The organism is Deinococcus taeanensis (assembly GCF_020229735.1).
Classification (GTDB): Bacteria; Deinococcota; Deinococci; order Deinococcales; family Deinococcaceae; genus Deinococcus; species Deinococcus taeanensis.
Genome location: NZ_CP083455.1, coordinates 763,434 through 779,195 on the forward strand (window position 1 = coordinate 763,434; position 15,762 = coordinate 779,195).

At 68.8% G+C, this 15,762-nt stretch carries 15 protein-coding genes and 1 other RNA gene; 13 read left to right on the forward strand and 3 right to left on the reverse strand.

Going from position 1 to position 15,762, the window contains the following annotated elements:
* The first annotated feature begins 26 nt into the window (after nucleotides 1–26).
* The 3 genes from LAJ19_RS03655 to rnpB all read left to right on the forward strand — a co-directional run bounded on the left by LAJ19_RS03655 (nucleotide 27) and on the right by rnpB (nucleotide 1,722).
* Nucleotides 27–398 (forward strand): hypothetical protein, encoded by a 372-nt coding sequence (locus tag LAJ19_RS03655; protein ID WP_225476952.1) that lies wholly within the window; start codon nucleotides 27–29, stop codon nucleotides 396–398.
* A complete protein-coding gene (locus tag LAJ19_RS03660; RefSeq protein ID WP_225476953.1) occupies nucleotides 395–1,156 on the forward strand; it encodes a pseudouridine synthase in 762 nt (253 codons plus the stop codon). The genes LAJ19_RS03655 and LAJ19_RS03660 overlap by 4 nt, the downstream gene beginning before the upstream one ends.
* 129 nt (nucleotides 1,157–1,285) lie before the next feature.
* Nucleotides 1,286–1,722: RNase P RNA component class A (rnpB, locus tag LAJ19_RS03665), an RNA gene on the forward strand.
* Nucleotides 1,723–1,779: 57 nt separating this feature from the next.
* Here the strand turns inward: rnpB and LAJ19_RS03670 are convergent.
* Nucleotides 1,780–2,139 carry a DUF423 domain-containing protein gene (locus LAJ19_RS03670; protein ID WP_225476954.1) on the reverse strand — a complete coding sequence of 120 codons (360 nt, stop codon included), beginning with the start codon at nucleotides 2,137–2,139 and terminating at the stop codon, nucleotides 1,780–1,782.
* 243 nt (nucleotides 2,140–2,382) lie between these two features.
* Here LAJ19_RS03670 and mraZ point away from each other — a divergent pair, with 243 nt between their 5' ends.
* The 8 genes from mraZ to LAJ19_RS03710 all read left to right on the forward strand — a co-directional run bounded on the left by mraZ (nucleotide 2,383) and on the right by LAJ19_RS03710 (nucleotide 8,619).
* Nucleotides 2,383–2,811 carry a division/cell wall cluster transcriptional repressor MraZ gene (gene mraZ / locus LAJ19_RS03675; protein WP_225476955.1) on the forward strand — a complete coding sequence of 143 codons (429 nt, stop codon included), beginning with the start codon at nucleotides 2,383–2,385 and terminating at the stop codon, nucleotides 2,809–2,811.
* A gap of 2 nt (nucleotides 2,812–2,813) precedes the next feature.
* Complete coding sequence (gene rsmH, locus LAJ19_RS03680) at nucleotides 2,814–3,755, forward strand: 16S rRNA (cytosine(1402)-N(4))-methyltransferase RsmH (protein WP_225476956.1); 942 nt, start codon at nucleotides 2,814–2,816, stop codon at nucleotides 3,753–3,755.
* Nucleotides 3,752–4,126: a hypothetical protein gene (locus tag LAJ19_RS03685; RefSeq protein ID WP_225476957.1), complete on the forward strand. Its 375-nt coding sequence runs from the start codon at nucleotides 3,752–3,754 to the stop codon at nucleotides 4,124–4,126. Before rsmH ends, LAJ19_RS03685 begins: the two co-directional genes overlap by 4 nt.
* Nucleotides 4,117–5,454 (forward strand): peptidoglycan D,D-transpeptidase FtsI family protein, encoded by a 1,338-nt coding sequence (locus LAJ19_RS03690; protein WP_225476958.1) that lies wholly within the window; start codon nucleotides 4,117–4,119, stop codon nucleotides 5,452–5,454. Before LAJ19_RS03685 ends, LAJ19_RS03690 begins: the two co-directional genes overlap by 10 nt.
* Nucleotides 5,455–5,889: 435 nt before the next feature.
* Nucleotides 5,890–6,450 carry a 3D domain-containing protein gene (locus LAJ19_RS03695; RefSeq protein WP_225476959.1) on the forward strand — a complete coding sequence of 187 codons (561 nt, stop codon included), beginning with the start codon at nucleotides 5,890–5,892 and terminating at the stop codon, nucleotides 6,448–6,450.
* A 106-nt stretch (nucleotides 6,451–6,556) separates the two neighbouring features.
* Nucleotides 6,557–7,744 carry an FtsX-like permease family protein gene (locus tag LAJ19_RS03700; protein WP_225476960.1) on the forward strand — a complete coding sequence of 396 codons (1,188 nt, stop codon included), beginning with the start codon at nucleotides 6,557–6,559 and terminating at the stop codon, nucleotides 7,742–7,744.
* Between the two features lie 66 nt (nucleotides 7,745–7,810).
* Complete coding sequence (locus tag LAJ19_RS03705; RefSeq protein WP_225476961.1) at nucleotides 7,811–8,134, forward strand: 4a-hydroxytetrahydrobiopterin dehydratase; 324 nt, start codon at nucleotides 7,811–7,813, stop codon at nucleotides 8,132–8,134.
* Nucleotides 8,131–8,619 carry an acyl-CoA thioesterase gene (locus LAJ19_RS03710; protein WP_225476962.1) on the forward strand — a complete coding sequence of 163 codons (489 nt, stop codon included), beginning with the start codon at nucleotides 8,131–8,133 and terminating at the stop codon, nucleotides 8,617–8,619. Before LAJ19_RS03705 ends, LAJ19_RS03710 begins: the two co-directional genes overlap by 4 nt.
* Before the next feature lie 133 nt (nucleotides 8,620–8,752).
* Here LAJ19_RS03710 and LAJ19_RS03715 read toward each other — a convergent pair whose 3' ends face one another.
* Complete coding sequence (locus tag LAJ19_RS03715; RefSeq protein WP_225476963.1) at nucleotides 8,753–9,409, reverse strand: cyclase family protein; 657 nt, start codon at nucleotides 9,407–9,409, stop codon at nucleotides 8,753–8,755.
* Between the two features lie 90 nt (nucleotides 9,410–9,499).
* Between LAJ19_RS03715 and LAJ19_RS03720 the strand changes: the two genes are divergently transcribed.
* The gene (locus LAJ19_RS03720) at nucleotides 9,500–11,890 is read left to right on the forward strand and encodes a tetratricopeptide repeat protein (RefSeq protein WP_225476964.1); all 2,391 of its coding nucleotides are present in this window, start codon (nucleotides 9,500–9,502) and stop codon (nucleotides 11,888–11,890) included.
* Nucleotides 11,891–11,943: 53 nt separating this feature from the next.
* Nucleotides 11,944–13,638, forward strand: a complete 1,695-nt coding sequence (locus tag LAJ19_RS03725; protein ID WP_225476965.1) for a S8 family serine peptidase — start codon at nucleotides 11,944–11,946, stop codon at nucleotides 13,636–13,638.
* On the opposite strand, the gene LAJ19_RS03730 is transcribed toward LAJ19_RS03725, so the two are convergent.
* A complete protein-coding gene (locus LAJ19_RS03730) occupies nucleotides 13,628–15,646 on the reverse strand; it encodes a DNA gyrase subunit B (RefSeq protein WP_225476966.1) in 2,019 nt (672 codons plus the stop codon). The two genes, LAJ19_RS03725 and LAJ19_RS03730, sit on opposite strands and share 11 nt — an antisense overlap.
* Nucleotides 15,647–15,762: the final 116 nt, after the last annotated feature.

Consider the following 15,762-nt stretch of genomic DNA (forward strand, 5'->3'; position numbering starts at 1 on the left):
TCCCAGGGCCGCGTACACTGTGGGCTGTGTTGCGTGTCGCGTTCTGGCTGACCGCCCTGCTGTTCATCCCGCTGGGCCTGTATCTCTACTTTCTTCCGCCGGACGTGGCGTCCCTGGTGGGGGTCGCTCCACTCTGGCTGGCCCGTGGGTCAGGTGGGCTGCTGCTTGCGTGGGGGACATTCCTGCTGGCAGCCAGTTTCGAACCGGACCGCGTGAGGACAGGTGGACTGGTCGGCGGGAACCTGCTGCTCGTCGCGGCGCTCGCGCCGGCTGCCCTGCGCAGCGGCGACGCCCTGCCTGTGCCGGTGCGCACGTTCCTGCTGGGCCTGTCAGGTGTGCTGGTGGTGCTGGCCGTCATGGCGATCCTGGGAACGCCCTCCCGCCGGGGGCGGCTGTGAGCGAGCGGTTGCAGAAGCGGCTGGCGCGCGCCGGTGTGGCGTCGCGCCGCGCGGTGGAAGACATGATCACGGCGGGGCGCGTCACGGTGAACGGGGAGGTGGCCGTGCTGGGGCGCACCGTTACAGATGCCGATGACATTCGCGTGGACGGTCAGCTGGTCGAGACGACAAGCGCCCCGAAAGTGACGTACATGCTGTACAAACCACGCGGGTACGTCACGACGGCGCGGGATGAGTACGGCCGGAAGAACGTGCTTGACGCCATGCCCCGGGTTCCGGGTCTGCATCCGGTGGGCCGCCTGGACCGGGATTCAGAAGGGCTGCTGCTGCTCACCACCGACGGGAACCTCACGCTGACCCTCACGCACCCACGCTACGGGCATGAGAAGGCGTACCGCGCGTGGACGGACGGCCCGCACGCGCCCACCCCTGAAGACCTGGAGCGCCTCACGGACGGCACCCTGGAACTGGAGGACGGTACGGCGCGGGCCGTGCAGGCCCTCCCGGCGCGGGACGGGGCGTTCGTGGTGCTCGGTGAGGGGCGTAACCGGCAGGTACGCCGCATGCTCGAAGCGACCGGACACCCGGTCACGCGGCTGCTGCGCTACCGCGTGGGGGGCTTGTGGCTGGGCAATCTGGAGGTTGGTGAGTACCGGGAACTGGAGGACCGCGATCTGCGGGACCTGCTGAATCCGACGTCCACGCCGCCGGCCGTCTGGGACCGGCAGTGGGAACGCATTCAGAAGCGCTGGGGATAGACCGGCTCAGCAGGCAGCCGGGACGGTGCCGGTCGGCCGCGTCACGCTGCAGGTCTCAGGTCCGGCGGGCTGCTCCGTGGCCGTGCTGTCTCAGCCCTCACCTTCCGCTTCCTGCTATCCTGCTGTCTTGCGGGGGAATGTTCGGCCGCGCGCCTGCGTGAGTAGGCGTGAGGAAAGTCCGGGCACCGCAGGGCAGGGATGCCAGCTAACGGCTGGTCGGCGAGTCAAGTGCCCGCGGCGCGCGCCACGCGCCCGGGCGGCGGCGAAGCCGAAGGACAGTGCCACAGAAACCAGACCGCCACCTGCCAGCGTGCAGAACGTGAAGCCCGGGCGTGGGCGGGCAGGTGGTCAGGGTGAAACGGTGCGGTAAGAGCGCACCAGGGTGCCGGGAGACCGGCGCCGCTGGTAAACCCCATCCGGTGCAAGACCCGACAGTGCGCGAGGGCGGCCCGCCCGTTGACCGCCAGGATGGTCGCTTGAGGCGCGCGGTGACGTGCGTCCCAGAGAGATGGCCGAACAGTCACGTCAGTGACGGACAGAACCCGGCTTATAGTTCCCCCGCATTCCTTTCAGGCACAAGCAGGCCGCTCCTCAAAGAGGGAGCGGCCTGCTGCTCATGCAGCTCAGTGGGCTGGTCTGGAGGCGTCGAGGGCGGCCAGGAGGAAGCCGGTGATCATCAGCAGGCCGCCGATGGGCGTGATGGCGCCCAGGACCTTCACGCCGCTGAGCGCCAGGACGTACAGACTGCCGCTGAACATGAGGGCGCCGGCCAGCAGGAAAGCCGGGGCGCGCCGCTGCGTGGCCTGGGTGCCGAGCGTAAGCAGCGCCAGAGCGGCGTACATCTGGTAGCGGGCGCCCGTTTCAAAGGTGGAGAGTGCGGCGGCGTCCAGGCGCGGGGTCAGGGCGTGCGCGGCAAAGGCGCCCAGGGCGACGGCCAGAGCGGCCAGCACCGCGCCGCTCTGCAGGGTGCGTGTGGGGGTCATGGGGTCAGGGTAAGGCGCGCGGGTGGGGGTGGGTGTCCTGCCCCGCTGGTGGGGTCTGGTGGGAACACGCGGCCGGAAATGAGAGGAAGTGGGTGGGCCGGTGGGAATCGGTGGTAAATCGTGGTGGTGACTGTTACACTCCCGGCATCAACCGAAATGCGTTTATCCCGTGTTCACGGTTGAACGTGGCTCCCCGCGCCTGCGCTGTACCTGGTGGGAGCGGGTGGGGAAGAGAGGAGACGTTTGCCGTTTGGAGAGTATCCGTACACCATCGATGACAAGGGCCGCGTGGTCATGCCACCCGCGTTCCGTGAATTCGTGGAGGACGGCATGATCCTGACCCGCGGCATGGAAGGCTGCCTGTACGTGTTTCCGGTGTCAAGCTGGAAGCGGGTCGAGGAACAGCTTGAGGGCCTGCCGCTCACGGACGCGCAGTCACGCGCGTTCGTGCGGTTCTTCTATTCCGGAGCAAACAAGGCGCGGCTGGACAACCAGAGTCGCGTGTCGGTCCCGCAGACCCTGCGGGCCTTCGCGGGTCTGGACAGTGACGTGATCGTGGCCGGTGCACCCGGCCGGCTGGAACTGTGGAGTCCGGCCCGCTGGGAAGCCGCCATCACGGCCGTGCAGGACAACCCGCCCAAACCTGACCTTCTCGCGAATTTCGTGGCGTGATCATGACTGACCCTGAGTTTTCCCCTGACCTGAACCAGACCGTCCCTGACGGCCTGTCCGAAACTGAGCCCACTGACCATCAGACCTCTCTCTCTCACGTTCCCGTCCTCGCCGCCGAGGTGCTGGACATGCTGCAACCCGCGCCCGGCAAGGTATTCGTGGACGGCACGCTGGGCGGTGCCGGGCACACCGGCCTGCTGCTTGCCGCCGGCGCCACCGTGTACGGCATCGATCAGGACCCCTACGCCCTCGACCGCGCCCGAGCCGCCAACCCGGACGGCCTGACCGTGGTGGAGGGTAACTACCGCGATATGGGGGCGCTTCTGGCCGCTGTGAACGTCACCCAGGTGGACGGCGTCCTGCTGGACATCGGCGTGAGTTCCTTCCAGCTCGACGATACGGCGCGCGGCTTCTCGTACCACACGGAAGCGCCTCTGGACATGCGCATGAGCCAGTCCGGCGAAAGTGCCGCGGACGTCGTGAACACCTACGAGGAGGAGGATCTTGCCGCGATCATCTATGAGTACGGCGAGGACCGCCTGTCCCGCCGGATCGCGCGGGGCATCGTTTACGCCCGCGAGAAGGCGCCCATCGAAACGACCGTGCAACTCGCGGATATCGTCAAGCGCGCCTACCCAGGGTTCAGCAAGGGCATCCATCCGGCCCGGCGAACCTTCCAGGCGCTGCGCATTCACGTGAACGACGAACTCGGCGCGCTGCGCGACGGCCTGCAGGCCGCCGAGCACCTGCTCGCCCCCGGCGGGCGGCTGGCGGTCATCAGTTTCCATTCGCTGGAGGACCGCATCGTGAAACGATTCCTGCTGGGCAGTCCGGTTCTGTCGCCACTCACCAAGCGGCCCGTGGTGGCCAGCGAGACGGAGCAGGCCACAAACCCCCGGGCCCGCAGCGCCAAACTGCGCGGCGCCGAACGGGTGAGTGCGTGACCCTTCCACTGGAGCTGGACACGAGCCTGCCCACCTGGCGGGCGCGGGCCGTGAGGTACCTCCTGATCTACGTGGCGCTGGTCGTGGCCCTCGTCAGCGTACGCAGCGGCACCAGCGGCGTGCGCCCCGCGCTGCGTGAAGCCCGCAGCCGCGAGGGGCAGCTCATCACGCAGCGCGACAACCTCGCCCTGCAGCTGCAGGCACTGGAAAACCCGCAGCGGGTGCGCAACTGGGCCTTCGCCAACGGAATGCGCCGCGTCGCGGACGCGCCCAAGGAAGTCCAGACCTTCCCGGTACAGCACGTGAACGCCGCGGCGCCCGGTACGGGCGCCGCCCAGCCCCCCCTGGAGGTGAGGACCGAATGGAAGTGAAGATCCGCAACCGCTCCCATCTGATGCGCTTCCTGGCACTGCTGATGTTCGTGACGCTCGTCTGGGCGTACGCGCAGCTGGAGTGGGGCGCTCCGCAGGGCGTGAAGCAGAAGGTCATCCAGGCGCGCGGGTCTATCGTCGCGTCAGACGGCCGGGTCCTGGCGACCAGCGTGAACGGCAAGCGCGTGTACCCGCAGGGCCGCGTGGCCGGGCAGCTGCTGGGCATGATGGGCGACACCGAAGGCCTTGAAGGTCTGGAGAACGCCTACAACGGGCAGCTGACCTCCGGGCAGACCCTGCAGCTCACGCTGGACACACAGATTCAGGCGTCAGCCGAAGCCGCGCTGGCCAAGGCCGTGCCCGAACACCAGGCGGAATACGGATCGGTCATGGTGCTCGAAACCCGCACCGGCCGGGTGCTTGCAGCCGCCAGCTACCCGCCGTTCGACCCGAACGACTGGCGCAAGTATGGCGCGCAGGCGTGGCGCAACCGCCCTTTCATTGACCTGTTCGAGCCGGGTTCCACCATCAAGGCGCTGGTGGTGGCGGCCGCGCTGAACGAGGGACTCACCACGCCCACCACCACGTACGACACGCCCATGAGCCGGTACGTGGGGGGACGCTGGGGGAGCCGGATCGGGGACGCCGTCGCGCACCCACCGAGCCTGACGACCCAGGGGATCCTGCGTTACAGCAGCAACGTGGGAATGACTCATATTGTCGAGCGGTTCGAGCCGGACCGGATGCGGGGGTACATGGAACGCTACGGCTTCGGGCGGGACGTGCAGCTGCCGGTGGTGGCCACCACCAGCGGGCAGCTGCAGCCGCTGTCGCGGTGGAATGACCTGGTCCGCGCGACGAACGCGTTCGGGCAGGGCATGAGCACCACGAACCTGCAGCTGGTGGCGGCGTTCAACGTGCTGGCGAACGACGGGCAGTATGTCTCGCCCCGGCTGGTCGAAGGCGCGGGGGGCGTCGAGCGGCGCGAGGTGCTGAAGCCTGAAGTGGCGCGCACGACGCGGCAGCTTCTGCTGAACGTGATCAACGAAGGCATCTTTCACGAGGCGGGCATCAAGGGCTATGACCTGGCCGGGAAGACGGGCACGGCGCAGGTCGTCGTGGATGGACGGTACTCGGGAAGCGTTTATGACAGTGTGTTTGCGGGCTTCTTTCCTGCGGACGCGCCGCGCGTGACAGTCACGGTCATGGTGCATGGCGCGAAGTTGCGGCATCACGGCTCACAGCTGGCAGCGCCAATTTTCCGCGAGATCTCGGCGGATGTGTTGTCAGCCTGGGGGGCGATGCCGCAACTTGAGCCGAAAGAGTGAGTGTCGAGTGAGGATATGGGAGGGGGTGACCGAACGGTCACCTCTTCTTTTGGCCCCTTCTCACCAGCTCTCAAAAGTGAAGCGTAAACCTGATTACATTTGAGCTTCTTTTTTGAGGAAAGTGCAAGAAAATTGACCGGTACAGGCACTATAAAAACCGTATTAAATGAGAATATAAATGAGAGTATTAGAATTCATCTCATAATTACAAACGCGTCCCAGTGGGATAATTTATAGTTTTATATACCGAGTCAATAATTTACTGCTCTTTAAAATGAGTTAATAAAAGCAGGATTCTTAAAAACTGCCCATATAGCCCCCGTACGCTCATCCTCGAGGTCGGGGAAGTCTTCATTGAATTGCGCTTCCCCCGCGTACCACCTCCACCCACGAACACCAGGAGCGGGCTCCACGCCCACCCCTGCAGGAGACTTCATGCCCCAAACACTTCACCGCTGGATCCGTGCCCTGATCATTGCGCTCGTCGGCACCGCCAGCGCCACCCCCGCATTGCCCGCCAGCACCCTCGCCACCGACGCCGTCCGCGACGCCCTGGCCACCACCAACCCCGCGCAGAACCCCACCCAGCAGGCCGCGCAGAACCGCGCCGCCGCTGTCGCCGCCGCACAGTCCACGCCCAGCACCACCGTGGCCCTGACGCCCGTGCGCGGCAAAACCGCCATCGCCCGCAGCACCGCCTACAACAGCGTGCCCGGCCAGACGGACGCCACGCCCTTCATCACGGCCACCGGCACCCGCACCCGCCCCGGCGTCATCGCTCTGTCCCGCGACCTGCTGCGCACCTTCCCGTACGGCACCCGCGTCACCATCGAAGACCTCAGCGGCAAGTACAGCAACATCCTCAAGAACCGCGTCTTCATCGTGGAAGACACCATGGCCGCCCGCAAGAGCAATTCCGTGGATATCTGGATGCCCACCCGCAGCGAGGCCCTCAACTGGGGCGCCCGGCAGATCCGCATTACTGCGGTGCGCTGAACCTCAGCGCCCCTCCTCAGGCCGCCTCCGGGCGGCCTGTTCTCGTGTTGCTCTCGGCACGGCGCCCCAGAGGTCCGCAACAGACGGTCTGGTATCCTCCGCAGTCATGACCCCGCCCGTCGCTGCCCGGCCTGACCGGACCCTCGCCTGGACGCTGGCGCGCGCGCACCTGCGGCGCCGCCGCACGCAGAACGTCCTGACCATCCTGGGGATCGCGGTGGGTGTCATGGCCCTGATTGCCGCGCTGAGCCTCACCAACGGGTTCACGCGCGCCCTGGTCGACGCGACCCTGCGCGCCAGTCCGCACCTGAGCCTCGCCGGGTATACGCCCGGCCCGCGCGATCCTGCGCTGGAAGGCGTGATGCGCGCCGACGCCCGGGTGCAGGCCTTCACGGCGTTCCTGGGCGACAAGGGACTCCTGACCCGCCCCGCCACGGCCGGCCGGGCCGCCGGCGTGGACTTCACCACGCTGTTCGGCGTGACAGGCGACGCGGCGCGCGTGCTTGACCTCCCCCCGCAGGAGAGAGAGGCGCTCGGCACCCTGAAGGACGGCGAGGTGCTGCTGGGCGCCGCCCTGGCCCGCAGCGTCGGTGCGTTCAGCGGCGATGAGGTGCGCCTGCTGAACAGCACGCAGCGGCGCGCCACCCTGAAGGTCCGGGGCGTGTTCAGCACCGGCAATTATCTGATTGACTCCGCTTACGCTTTCACGAACCTGCGTACCCTCCAGACCCTTCAGGGCACGGCCAGCATCACCGGTTATCAGCTGCGCCTGCGCAACCCCGACCTGGCCCGCACGGTGGGTGAAGACCTGACCCGCGCCCGTGCGTACGCTCCGCTGCCGTGGCAGAGTCTGTACGGCACGCTGCTCGACCAGCTGGCCCTGCAGAAAAAGGTCATCGCGTTCGTGGTGCTGCTGATTGTCGTGGTCGCGGCGTTCGGCATCGCCAACGTCCTGACCCTCGCCGTGTTCGAAAAAACGCAGGAAATCGCCATCCTGCGCGCCATCGGGGCCACGCGCAGCCTCATCACACGCGTGTTCCTGATCGAAGGGCTCGCGCTGGGGCTGGGCGGCCTGCTGCTGGGCAACCTCCTGGGCCTGGGGATCAGCGCGTACTTCACGGTGCGGCCCTTCACGCTCCCCGGCGACCTGTACTTCATCACCTCCCTGCCTGTTGAGGTGAGACTCACGGACCTGCTCGGCGTGAATGCCATCGGCCTGGTCACCACGCTGCTGGCCGCACTCATTCCCGCCCGCCGCGCTGCCGGCGTGGAACCCGGCCGGATCATCCGCTGAGCGCGCTGCCTGAACCGTGTCCCTGACCCCGCGCGCACCTCACGCGCAGGCCCTACCATGCAGGGTATGGCGTACGACCCCCGCATGAACTACGACCCGACGCGCAAACTCACCGACGGCGACGTGCTCGAGCAGAAGCCCGAAGGCTGGTGGGGGGACGCCGGGAAACTGTACCGCGACTTTCCCTTTCCCACGTTCATGGACGGCATGAACTTCGCCCTGAAAGTGGCGCAGCAGGCCGAGGAACGCGGCCATCACCCGGACATCCACGTGCACTACCACTTCGTGCGCGTCAACTACTTCACGTACGACGCGGGCGGCGTCACCCGGCTGGACCTCGAAAGTGCGCAGGCCCTGAACGACCTGCTCGGTGAGGGCACGCCGGCTTGAAGCTCCGCATTCCCGACGCGGACGTGCTGTGGGAGGACCTGCCCGCCACGCGCCGTCACGAACTGACCCTGACCGTCACGCCAGCCGAGCTGGATGACCTGCAGCACGTGAACAACACCGTGTACCTCGCGTGGTGCGAGCAGGTGGCCCGTGAGCATGCCCTGCGCCTGGGCATGGGCACCCAGGCGCTGATGGAGCTGGGCGCGGTGCCTGTGGCCCGCCAGCACGTCATCAACTACCACCGGCCCGCTGTGCTGGGTGACACCGTGCGCATCCGCACCGCCCTGACCCTTCATGCGGGCGTGCGCAGCGTCCGCGCGTACGCGCTGGACCGGCTGAACCCTGACGACCCGGACGGCGGCGTACGACTTGCCGAATGTCAGACCGAATGGGTGTGGGTCGACCCCGTCAGTGGCCGCCCCAAACGTGCGCCGGAAGCGGTCAGTACCGGATTCGGGTTCAGCGACGCCGTGTACAGCCGGTAACCCCAGAAGGCCCGGCGCCGCCCTGAAGGGGGCCGGGCCGCGCGGCGCACCGGGCGACTGGTCTCACTGGTCCGGACGGCCCAGGCTGGGCGCGCTCCTGACGCAGCAGGGCACGCAAGCCGCGGCCCCCAGGTCAGCGGCGCAGGCTGTCGGGCACGCTGCCGGCCGGCAGGAGAAGCGCGCGGGCCGGCGCGCCGTCCACCTCGGCCAGCGGCAGCGGAAGGCACACCAGATCGTACTCACCGTCCGGCACGCCCTCCAGGTTCAGGCTCTCCAGAATGAAGATGCCCGCCTCACGGCACGCCGCGTGCCCAGGCAACGCCTTGCTGGTCAGTGGATCCACACTGGGGCAGTCCGTGCCGATCAGGCGGACGCCGCGCCGCGCCGCTTCCCTCACGAACGCCGGAGACAGCGCCGCGAAATCTTCCGGGAACACCTGCCAGTGGGCCGGCTGCCCAGTGCGCAGCAGCAGCCGCGGCGGCAGGCTCCGGGACACGCTGTTCAGCACGTCCGGCTGCACGAGGCCCGACGGGGCCGTCACGCCCAGCACCTGGCAGCGGCCGAGGTACACGCCCAGCGGAACGTCCTGCAGTTTCACGCCCGCGTCGTCGTAATGCCAGGGGGCGTCCACGTGCGTGCCGGTGTGCGTGCTCGTACACAGCTCTCCGGTATTCACGGCGTCGCCGGCCGCGATGCGCGCGCCGGCATTCACGCGGTACGGGGCGTCGCCGGGCCAGTTCGGGTGACCGGGGGTGAGCAGGCGGGAGATGTCCACAGGAAAGTCAGGCACGCCTCACCATAGCCCCGCATACAGCGGCGTGGGGCCTTCCCTGCGCCGCCCACCTTGTTTCACGTGCGCGTCATCCATGACAATGCATGAATGACCCTGCGGACACTGGGGGGCCTGTCCGTGGAAGGCGTGACCTTCCGGCGGGAAAAAGTGCTGCTGCTGCTCGCTTACCTGTGCCTGGAAGGCCCGCAGCCCCGCCGGCGGCTGGCGGCGGTGTTCTGGCCGGAGGCGGCCAACCCCATGAATTCCCTGGCCCAGCATCTGGTTCACCTGCGCGGACTTGAGGGAGCGCTGGCAGAGGATGGCCCGCGCGTGGCGGCCGGTCTGCCGTGCGACGCCGCGTTGCTGCGCGGAGCAGTCCGCCGGGGCCGCCACGCCGAGGCCGCCGCGCTGTACGCCGGGCCGTTCCTGCATTCCCTGGGCATCCCCCTTGGCGCGGACCTGGAGGAATGGGTGTTCGACACCCGCGAGGCCCTGGCCCGTGACGCCCGCACCGCCCTGCTCACCCTGGCGGCGCAGGATGCCGCGCGCGGCCAGGCTGAGCGGGCCGGGGAACTCGCCGCGCAGGCCCTGAGCCTGCCTGGCGCCCCTCCTCCCGACGAACTGGACCTCCCGAAACTCCACCACCTGCTCACCCTGGCGGGGCATCCCCTGGCCGCGCAGGTGGACCGTGACGCGCGCAGCCTGGGCCTCAAGCTTGGTGCAGCCGTCACGGTGAGCGCCGCCCCCTTTGCCGGGCGGGCGGAGGAACTCGCGGTTGTGCACACCCTGACGCCCGGCACGTTCGCGTGGATCAGCGGGCACGCCGGCATGGGCAAAACCGCGCTTCTGGATGCGCTGGCCCGCAGCGGCGGCTGGCGCATCCTGGCCGGGCAGGCCGACCCGGCCTACGCCACCCTGGCCCCCCTGAGTGCCGCGCCACCCACCAGTGCACACGCGGCACTCGGCGCGCTGCGTGACCCCGGGCTGCGCCTCGCGGTAGACAGCTGGGACACCACCGACCCCGCCACGCAGCTTGTCCTGCGCCAGGCTGCCCAGGCGCGCCCCGGCGCGGTCATCGTCGTGACCGGCCGCACCCACCCGCCCTTCGACGTGGACACGCACGTGCACCTCGGTCCCCTGCCGCCCGCGGACCTCAGCGCGTGGCCCGACCTGCACGCCCGGACCGACGGGCACCCCACCCTGGTCGGTGCGGCGCTGCGGGGCCAGCCCCTCGACCTGCGGTTCGGCGCGCGGGTACGGACGTACCCTGACCACGTGCGTGACACCTTCCTGCTGCTGGCCCTCCAGGACCAGCCGAACCTGCGGGCCACGCGCGCCGCCCTGAACCTGGACGCCGACACCTTCGCGCGGACCGTGGCCTTCCTGACCACCGAGGGCCTGACCGTCGAGACCGGGCGCGTGTACGCCGCGGCCACCACCCGTGAGTACCTGAACCGCGTGCACGTGCACGCCGCGCTGCTGCACCTGAAACTGGCCCGCACCCTGCCGGAACCTGACGCCTGGCCGCACTACGAGCAGGCCCGCGACCTGTGGGAGGACACCGACGAGACCCGTGCGGCGGGCGCCGCCTGTCACCGCGCCCACGCCCACCTGAAACGCGGGTATCCCGGACAGGCCGCCACCCTCCTGGATCTGCTGGCCCACCGGGCCGATCTGGCCGTCCCGCACGCCTGGGCACTGATCGGCGCCGGACGCTACAACGACGCCCTGGCGCGCCTGGACGCCCTGGGGACCTCCGGGCAGACCGGCCCGGAGGTGCGCGTGGCGCGCGCCACCACCCTGGTCCGCCTGGGCCGCACCGACGAGGCGGTCACGCTGGTGGCAGACGTAAGAGGAAGCGGTCCGGAGGCCGCGCACGCCGCGAGCGTGCAGGCGCAGGCCGCGTACTTCCGGGAACACTGGGCGGAGGCCCGCCGGCACGCGCAGATGGCCGCGGACCTGTGGCAGCTGCATGGCGACGACGAGGCCCGGGTGAACGAACTCGTGATGGTCGCGCGCGCCGCCGTTCGCCTGGGCAGCTCACCGCAGGCGGCGTTCCAGGGCGTCCTGGCAGAAAGTGAGGGCCGGCCCAGCCTGCACGGCACGGCCCTCGTCAATTACTCCCTGGCGCTGATGGAAGGCCAGCAGGCCAGCGAGGCCGAGTGCCTGATGCAGGACGCCATCCGGATCCTGAAAGACGCCGGGGACCGTGTGGGTCTGGCCGCCGCGTACGGCAACCTGGGGGTGCGGCGCCACATGCAGGGCCAGCTGGCCGAGGCGGCCCGGCTGTACCGCCAGACCATGGAGCTGCTCAAGGGCTCCGGGAACGTGCGGCAACTGGGGCGCACCCTGAGCAACCTGAGTGAGATCGAAGGGGACCTCAGCGCGTTTGAGGACGCCCTGCACCTGCTGGAACGCGCCGGACAGCATGAACTGGCCGAGCGCATCCGCCGCAACGCCCTGCTGCACGCCGCCACCCTGCCCTCCCTATCGTCCTGACCTGCCGCGCACTGGGTCCAGGCGACGCAGCCGCATCACTCCAGGAGGTCCTCATGAACGTCCCCCCCTTCGCCCGCTGCGCCGCGCACGCTCTGGCTGCACTGCTGACCGCCGCGACCGCGTACGCCCAGACCACCGTTGCCGCCCCCGCCGCCCGCCTGTACCCGACCGTGGCGGCGCCCGGCGAGACCGTCTGGCTGATCAACTCAGGTCTGCCCGACCAGGGCCGGGTGTGGATCGGCGCTCAGGTGACGCCCTACACCCGTGACCGCCCGTCCGGCTGGCTGGCCTTCACCGTCCCGGAACGCGCTGCGGGCGGGCCGCAGACGCTGGGCCTGAATGGCCCCGCGCCGCAGGCCGCCCTGACACTCACCGTGCTGGACCGCGAGAGCCGCGCGCAGGACCTGCTGGCCTACGTGCCGCCTGCCGCCGTGAACCGCCTGCGCAGTACGTTCCCGGCGCGCCTGCGGGAGCTCAGCGCCAGCTGCGCCAGGACCCGCTGTCCAGAGCAGGTGCAGGCCGTGATCGCCCGCCTCGGCGCCCTGTCGCTGCCGCCGTTCACGCCGCTGGACACCACGGGGCGCCCGCCCGCGCCGCCCAGCCCGGTGGTGGGGCGGCCTCCGCTGGGCCTGCCGACGCCGCCCGCGCCCGCCGCGGCGCCGGTCGTTCCGGACCTGAGGGCGCTGCCGCAGCAGCCCCCGGCGCTCGTGGGTGGGCGCACCAGCGGGATCTGCTCGGCGCTCACGGCCACGCTCCCGACGGCCGGCCTGCCGGCCGGGCAGGTCATCACGCTCCTGAGCACGCTGTTCGGCCCGGACCTGCAGGTTGACCCGACCGGGTACGGCCACCCGGATGAGGGCGCCGCTCCCTACCGGCAGGTGGCGCCCGCAGAACTGCTGTCACGCATCCTGGGTTTCAGGGGCGGCAACGGGAAAGGCGTGACCGTGCATATTCTCGATACGGCGGACGGCCGCAGCGATCCGTTTGTGGCGGCCCCACCACCGAACTACTACGGGGAGCTGTACCCGGGGCGGCCCGGCCACGGCCGGGTGATCGCGCAGATCACTCAGGCTGCGGCGCCGAATGCCACGGTGGTGAACCGGGCGGTCTGCGACCCGGGGGGGCGCTGCTCCACCCTGAAGGTCGCGCAGGCGCTGTGCGCGGTGGCGGCCGAAGCGCGGCGCGGGGGGCGGCACGTGGTGAACCTCAGCGCGGGTGGCCCCTACCCCGTGCGGGGGCTGCACCTGGCTCTTCAGGAGGTCACGGGCGCCGGGGTGCCGGTGGTGGCCTCGTACGGCAACCGGGACGACTGCGCGGACCTGAGAGCCGGGGACCGCTGCTGGCACTATCCGGCCGACTGGAGTGCGGACTTCGCCACCGGCCCGGCGGTGGCGTTCGGGAAGAGCAGCGCGCAGCCGACGCTGCTGTTCAGCGTGGCAGGTTGGGACGTGGCCACGCGGCAGCTGGCCACCTACAACCGCGGTGTGGGAACCCCCGGCGTGCTGGTGCTGCCGCCGGGCGTGCAGGCGCCCGGAGAGTTCTGGGTGGGGAGCTTCCCGTACTTCGGGTCGTCGTTCGCCGCGCCGGTGGTGAGCGGCCTGCTGGCCAACTGGATGACCTGCCGCGCGGGCGTGCCGCTGCTGCCGCTGGTGGCCGTGCCCGGGCAGGTGCCCCTGAGGGGCCCGGGGAGAACGAAGGCCCGCACAGCTGTGCGGGCCTTTCCGGTGGGAACGCTGCTTACACGCTGATTTCAGCGAAGCGGGCGTTTTCCTGAATGAAGGTCTTGCGGGGGGCGACCTCGGAGCCCATCAGATTCTCGAACACTTCGTTGGCGACGATCAGGTCCTCGATGCCCACGCGTTTCAGGGCGCGCGTTTCGGGGTTCATGGTGGTGTCCCACAGCTGGTCGGCGTTCATTTCGCCCAGGCCCTTGAAGCGCTGGATGTCGTACTTCTTGCCTTCCTTGTTGGCGCGGGCGACGTGTTCCTTGAGGTCCTCGTTGGTGTAGAGGTACGTGCCCTTCTTCTCGCGGCCCACCATGATGCGGTACAGGGGCGGCTGCGCGATGTACAGGTACCCGGCTTCCACGATGGGGCGCATGTAGCGGTAGAAGAAGGTCAGGAGCAGCGTGGCGATGTGCCCGCCGTCCATGTCGGCGTCGGTCATGATGATGATCTTGTGGTAGCGCAGGTTCGACAGGTCGAAGTGCATGCGGTCGCCGGTGCCCTCGACCCCGGCGCCGATCGCACCGATCAGGGCGCGGATCTCGGCGTTTTTCAGGATCTTGTTCAGCTCGGCCTTCTCGACGTTCAGGATCTTGCCGCGCAGCGGAAGAATCGCCTGGAAGCGGCGTTCACGGCCGCCCTTGGCGCTGCCGCCGGCGCTGATGCCTTCGACGATGAACAGCTCGGATTCACTGGGGTCCTGACTGGAGCAGTCGGCAAGTTTGCCGGGCAGGTCGTCGTTTTCCAGCGGGTTGCTGCGGCGCACGATGTCGCGGGCCTTGCGGGCGGCCTCGCGGGCGCGGGCGGCTTCGGCGGCTTTTTCCACGATGGTCTTGCCGACCTTGGGGTTCTCCTCAAGGAACTCGGCGAACTTCTCGCCCACCACGGCGTTCACGGCCGTCTGCGCTTCACTGTTCAGCAGTTTGACCTTCGCCTGCGACTCGAACTGCGGGTCACCGAGCTTGACGGACACCACGCAGTAGATGCCTTCAAGCAGGTCGTCGCCGCTGGGCAGGGGGTTGCCGCTCTTGATGAGGTTCTTGTCCTTGGCGTACTTGTTCAGGATGCGGGTGTACGCGGTTTTGAAACCGGTCAGGGGCGTGCCGCCGTCACGGGTGCGGATCATGTTTGCGTACGTCAGGATGTTGTCGCTGGCGTAGGTGTTCGCGTGAATGAACGCGACCTCCACCTCCACGTCGCTGTGCTTGCCGCGCATGACGATGGGCTGGTCGTACAGGAGTTTGCTGTCGTCCGTGACGAGCGCGCGGGCGAAGTTCGACACGCCGCCCTTCTCATGGAAGATCTCCTGTTTGATCTCCCCGACGTGCAGGTTGCGGCGCTCGTCGCGGATGACGATCTTCAGGCCCGTGAGGTACGCCAGTTCGCGCAGGCGGTTGCGGATGCGGTCGTAGTTGAAGTGGTTGTCGAATTCCTTGAAGATCGCGGGGTCCGGCTGGAACGACACGCTCGTGGACCAGGTGACGCTGTCGGGCGTGGCGCCCTCCACGGCCAGCGGCTTGACCAGCAGGCCCTTCTCGAAGCGGATGTTGTGGAGTTTGCCGTGCTTGTTGACCGTGACGTCCAGGTAGGTGGACAGGGCGTTCACGACGGTGGAGCCCACGCCGTGCAGACCGCCGGAGACCTTGTAGGCGCCCTGGCCGAACTTGCCGCCGGCGTGCAGTTCGCTGAAGATCACTTCGATGGCGGGGCGGCCCTTACTCTGCATGATGTCCACGGGAATGCCGCGGCCGTCGTCCGTGACGGTCGCGCTGCCGTCCTCGTGCAGGATGACGTGGATCTCGGTGGCGAAGCCGGCGAGACCTTCGTCGATGCCGTTGTCGATGATTTCGGTGAGCAGCTGGTGGTAACCGTCGATGCCGGTGCCGCCCTGCACGTACATGCCGGGGCGTTTGCGCACGGCGTCCATGCCTTCAAGGACGCTGATGTCGGCGGCGGTGTAGTCGGCGCTGGGGCCGCTGGTGGTGGTGATGTCTTCCACGGGAGTGTCAATGGTGTCGTCAAGTCTGGTCATGTTGCTCCTGGGGCGCGGCTCCCGGTGGGGCCGTGGCCGGGTCGATAGGGGAGGAGGGTGTGGGGCGCGCTGGGCGGGCCTTCCGGGTCTGTCCAGTATACTACCAAGGTTGAAAA

What these genes read in the sequence shown, in the direction of transcription:
- LAJ19_RS03690 (WP_225476958.1), top strand. Translation starts at nt 4,117, where the DNA reads ATGGAAGTGAAGATCCGCAACCGCTCCCATCTGATGCGCTTCCTGGCA.
- LAJ19_RS03695 (WP_225476959.1), top strand. Translation starts at nt 5,890, where the DNA reads ATGCCCCAAACACTTCACCGCTGGATCCGTGCCCTGATCATTGCGCTC.
- LAJ19_RS03700 (WP_225476960.1), top strand. Translation starts at nt 6,557, where the DNA reads ATGACCCCGCCCGTCGCTGCCCGGCCTGACCGGACCCTCGCCTGGACG.
- rsmH (WP_225476956.1), top strand. Translation starts at nt 2,814, where the DNA reads ATGACTGACCCTGAGTTTTCCCCTGACCTGAACCAGACCGTCCCTGAC.
- LAJ19_RS03705 (WP_225476961.1), top strand. Translation starts at nt 7,811, where the DNA reads ATGGCGTACGACCCCCGCATGAACTACGACCCGACGCGCAAACTCACC.
- LAJ19_RS03725 (WP_225476965.1), top strand. Translation starts at nt 11,944, where the DNA reads ATGAACGTCCCCCCCTTCGCCCGCTGCGCCGCGCACGCTCTGGCTGCA.
- LAJ19_RS03670 (WP_225476954.1), bottom strand. Translation starts at nt 2,139, where the DNA reads ATGACCCCCACACGCACCCTGCAGAGCGGCGCGGTGCTGGCCGCTCTG.
- LAJ19_RS03730 (WP_225476966.1), bottom strand. Translation starts at nt 15,646, where the DNA reads ATGACCAGACTTGACGACACCATTGACACTCCCGTGGAAGACATCACC.
- LAJ19_RS03720 (WP_225476964.1), top strand. Translation starts at nt 9,500, where the DNA reads ATGACCCTGCGGACACTGGGGGGCCTGTCCGTGGAAGGCGTGACCTTC.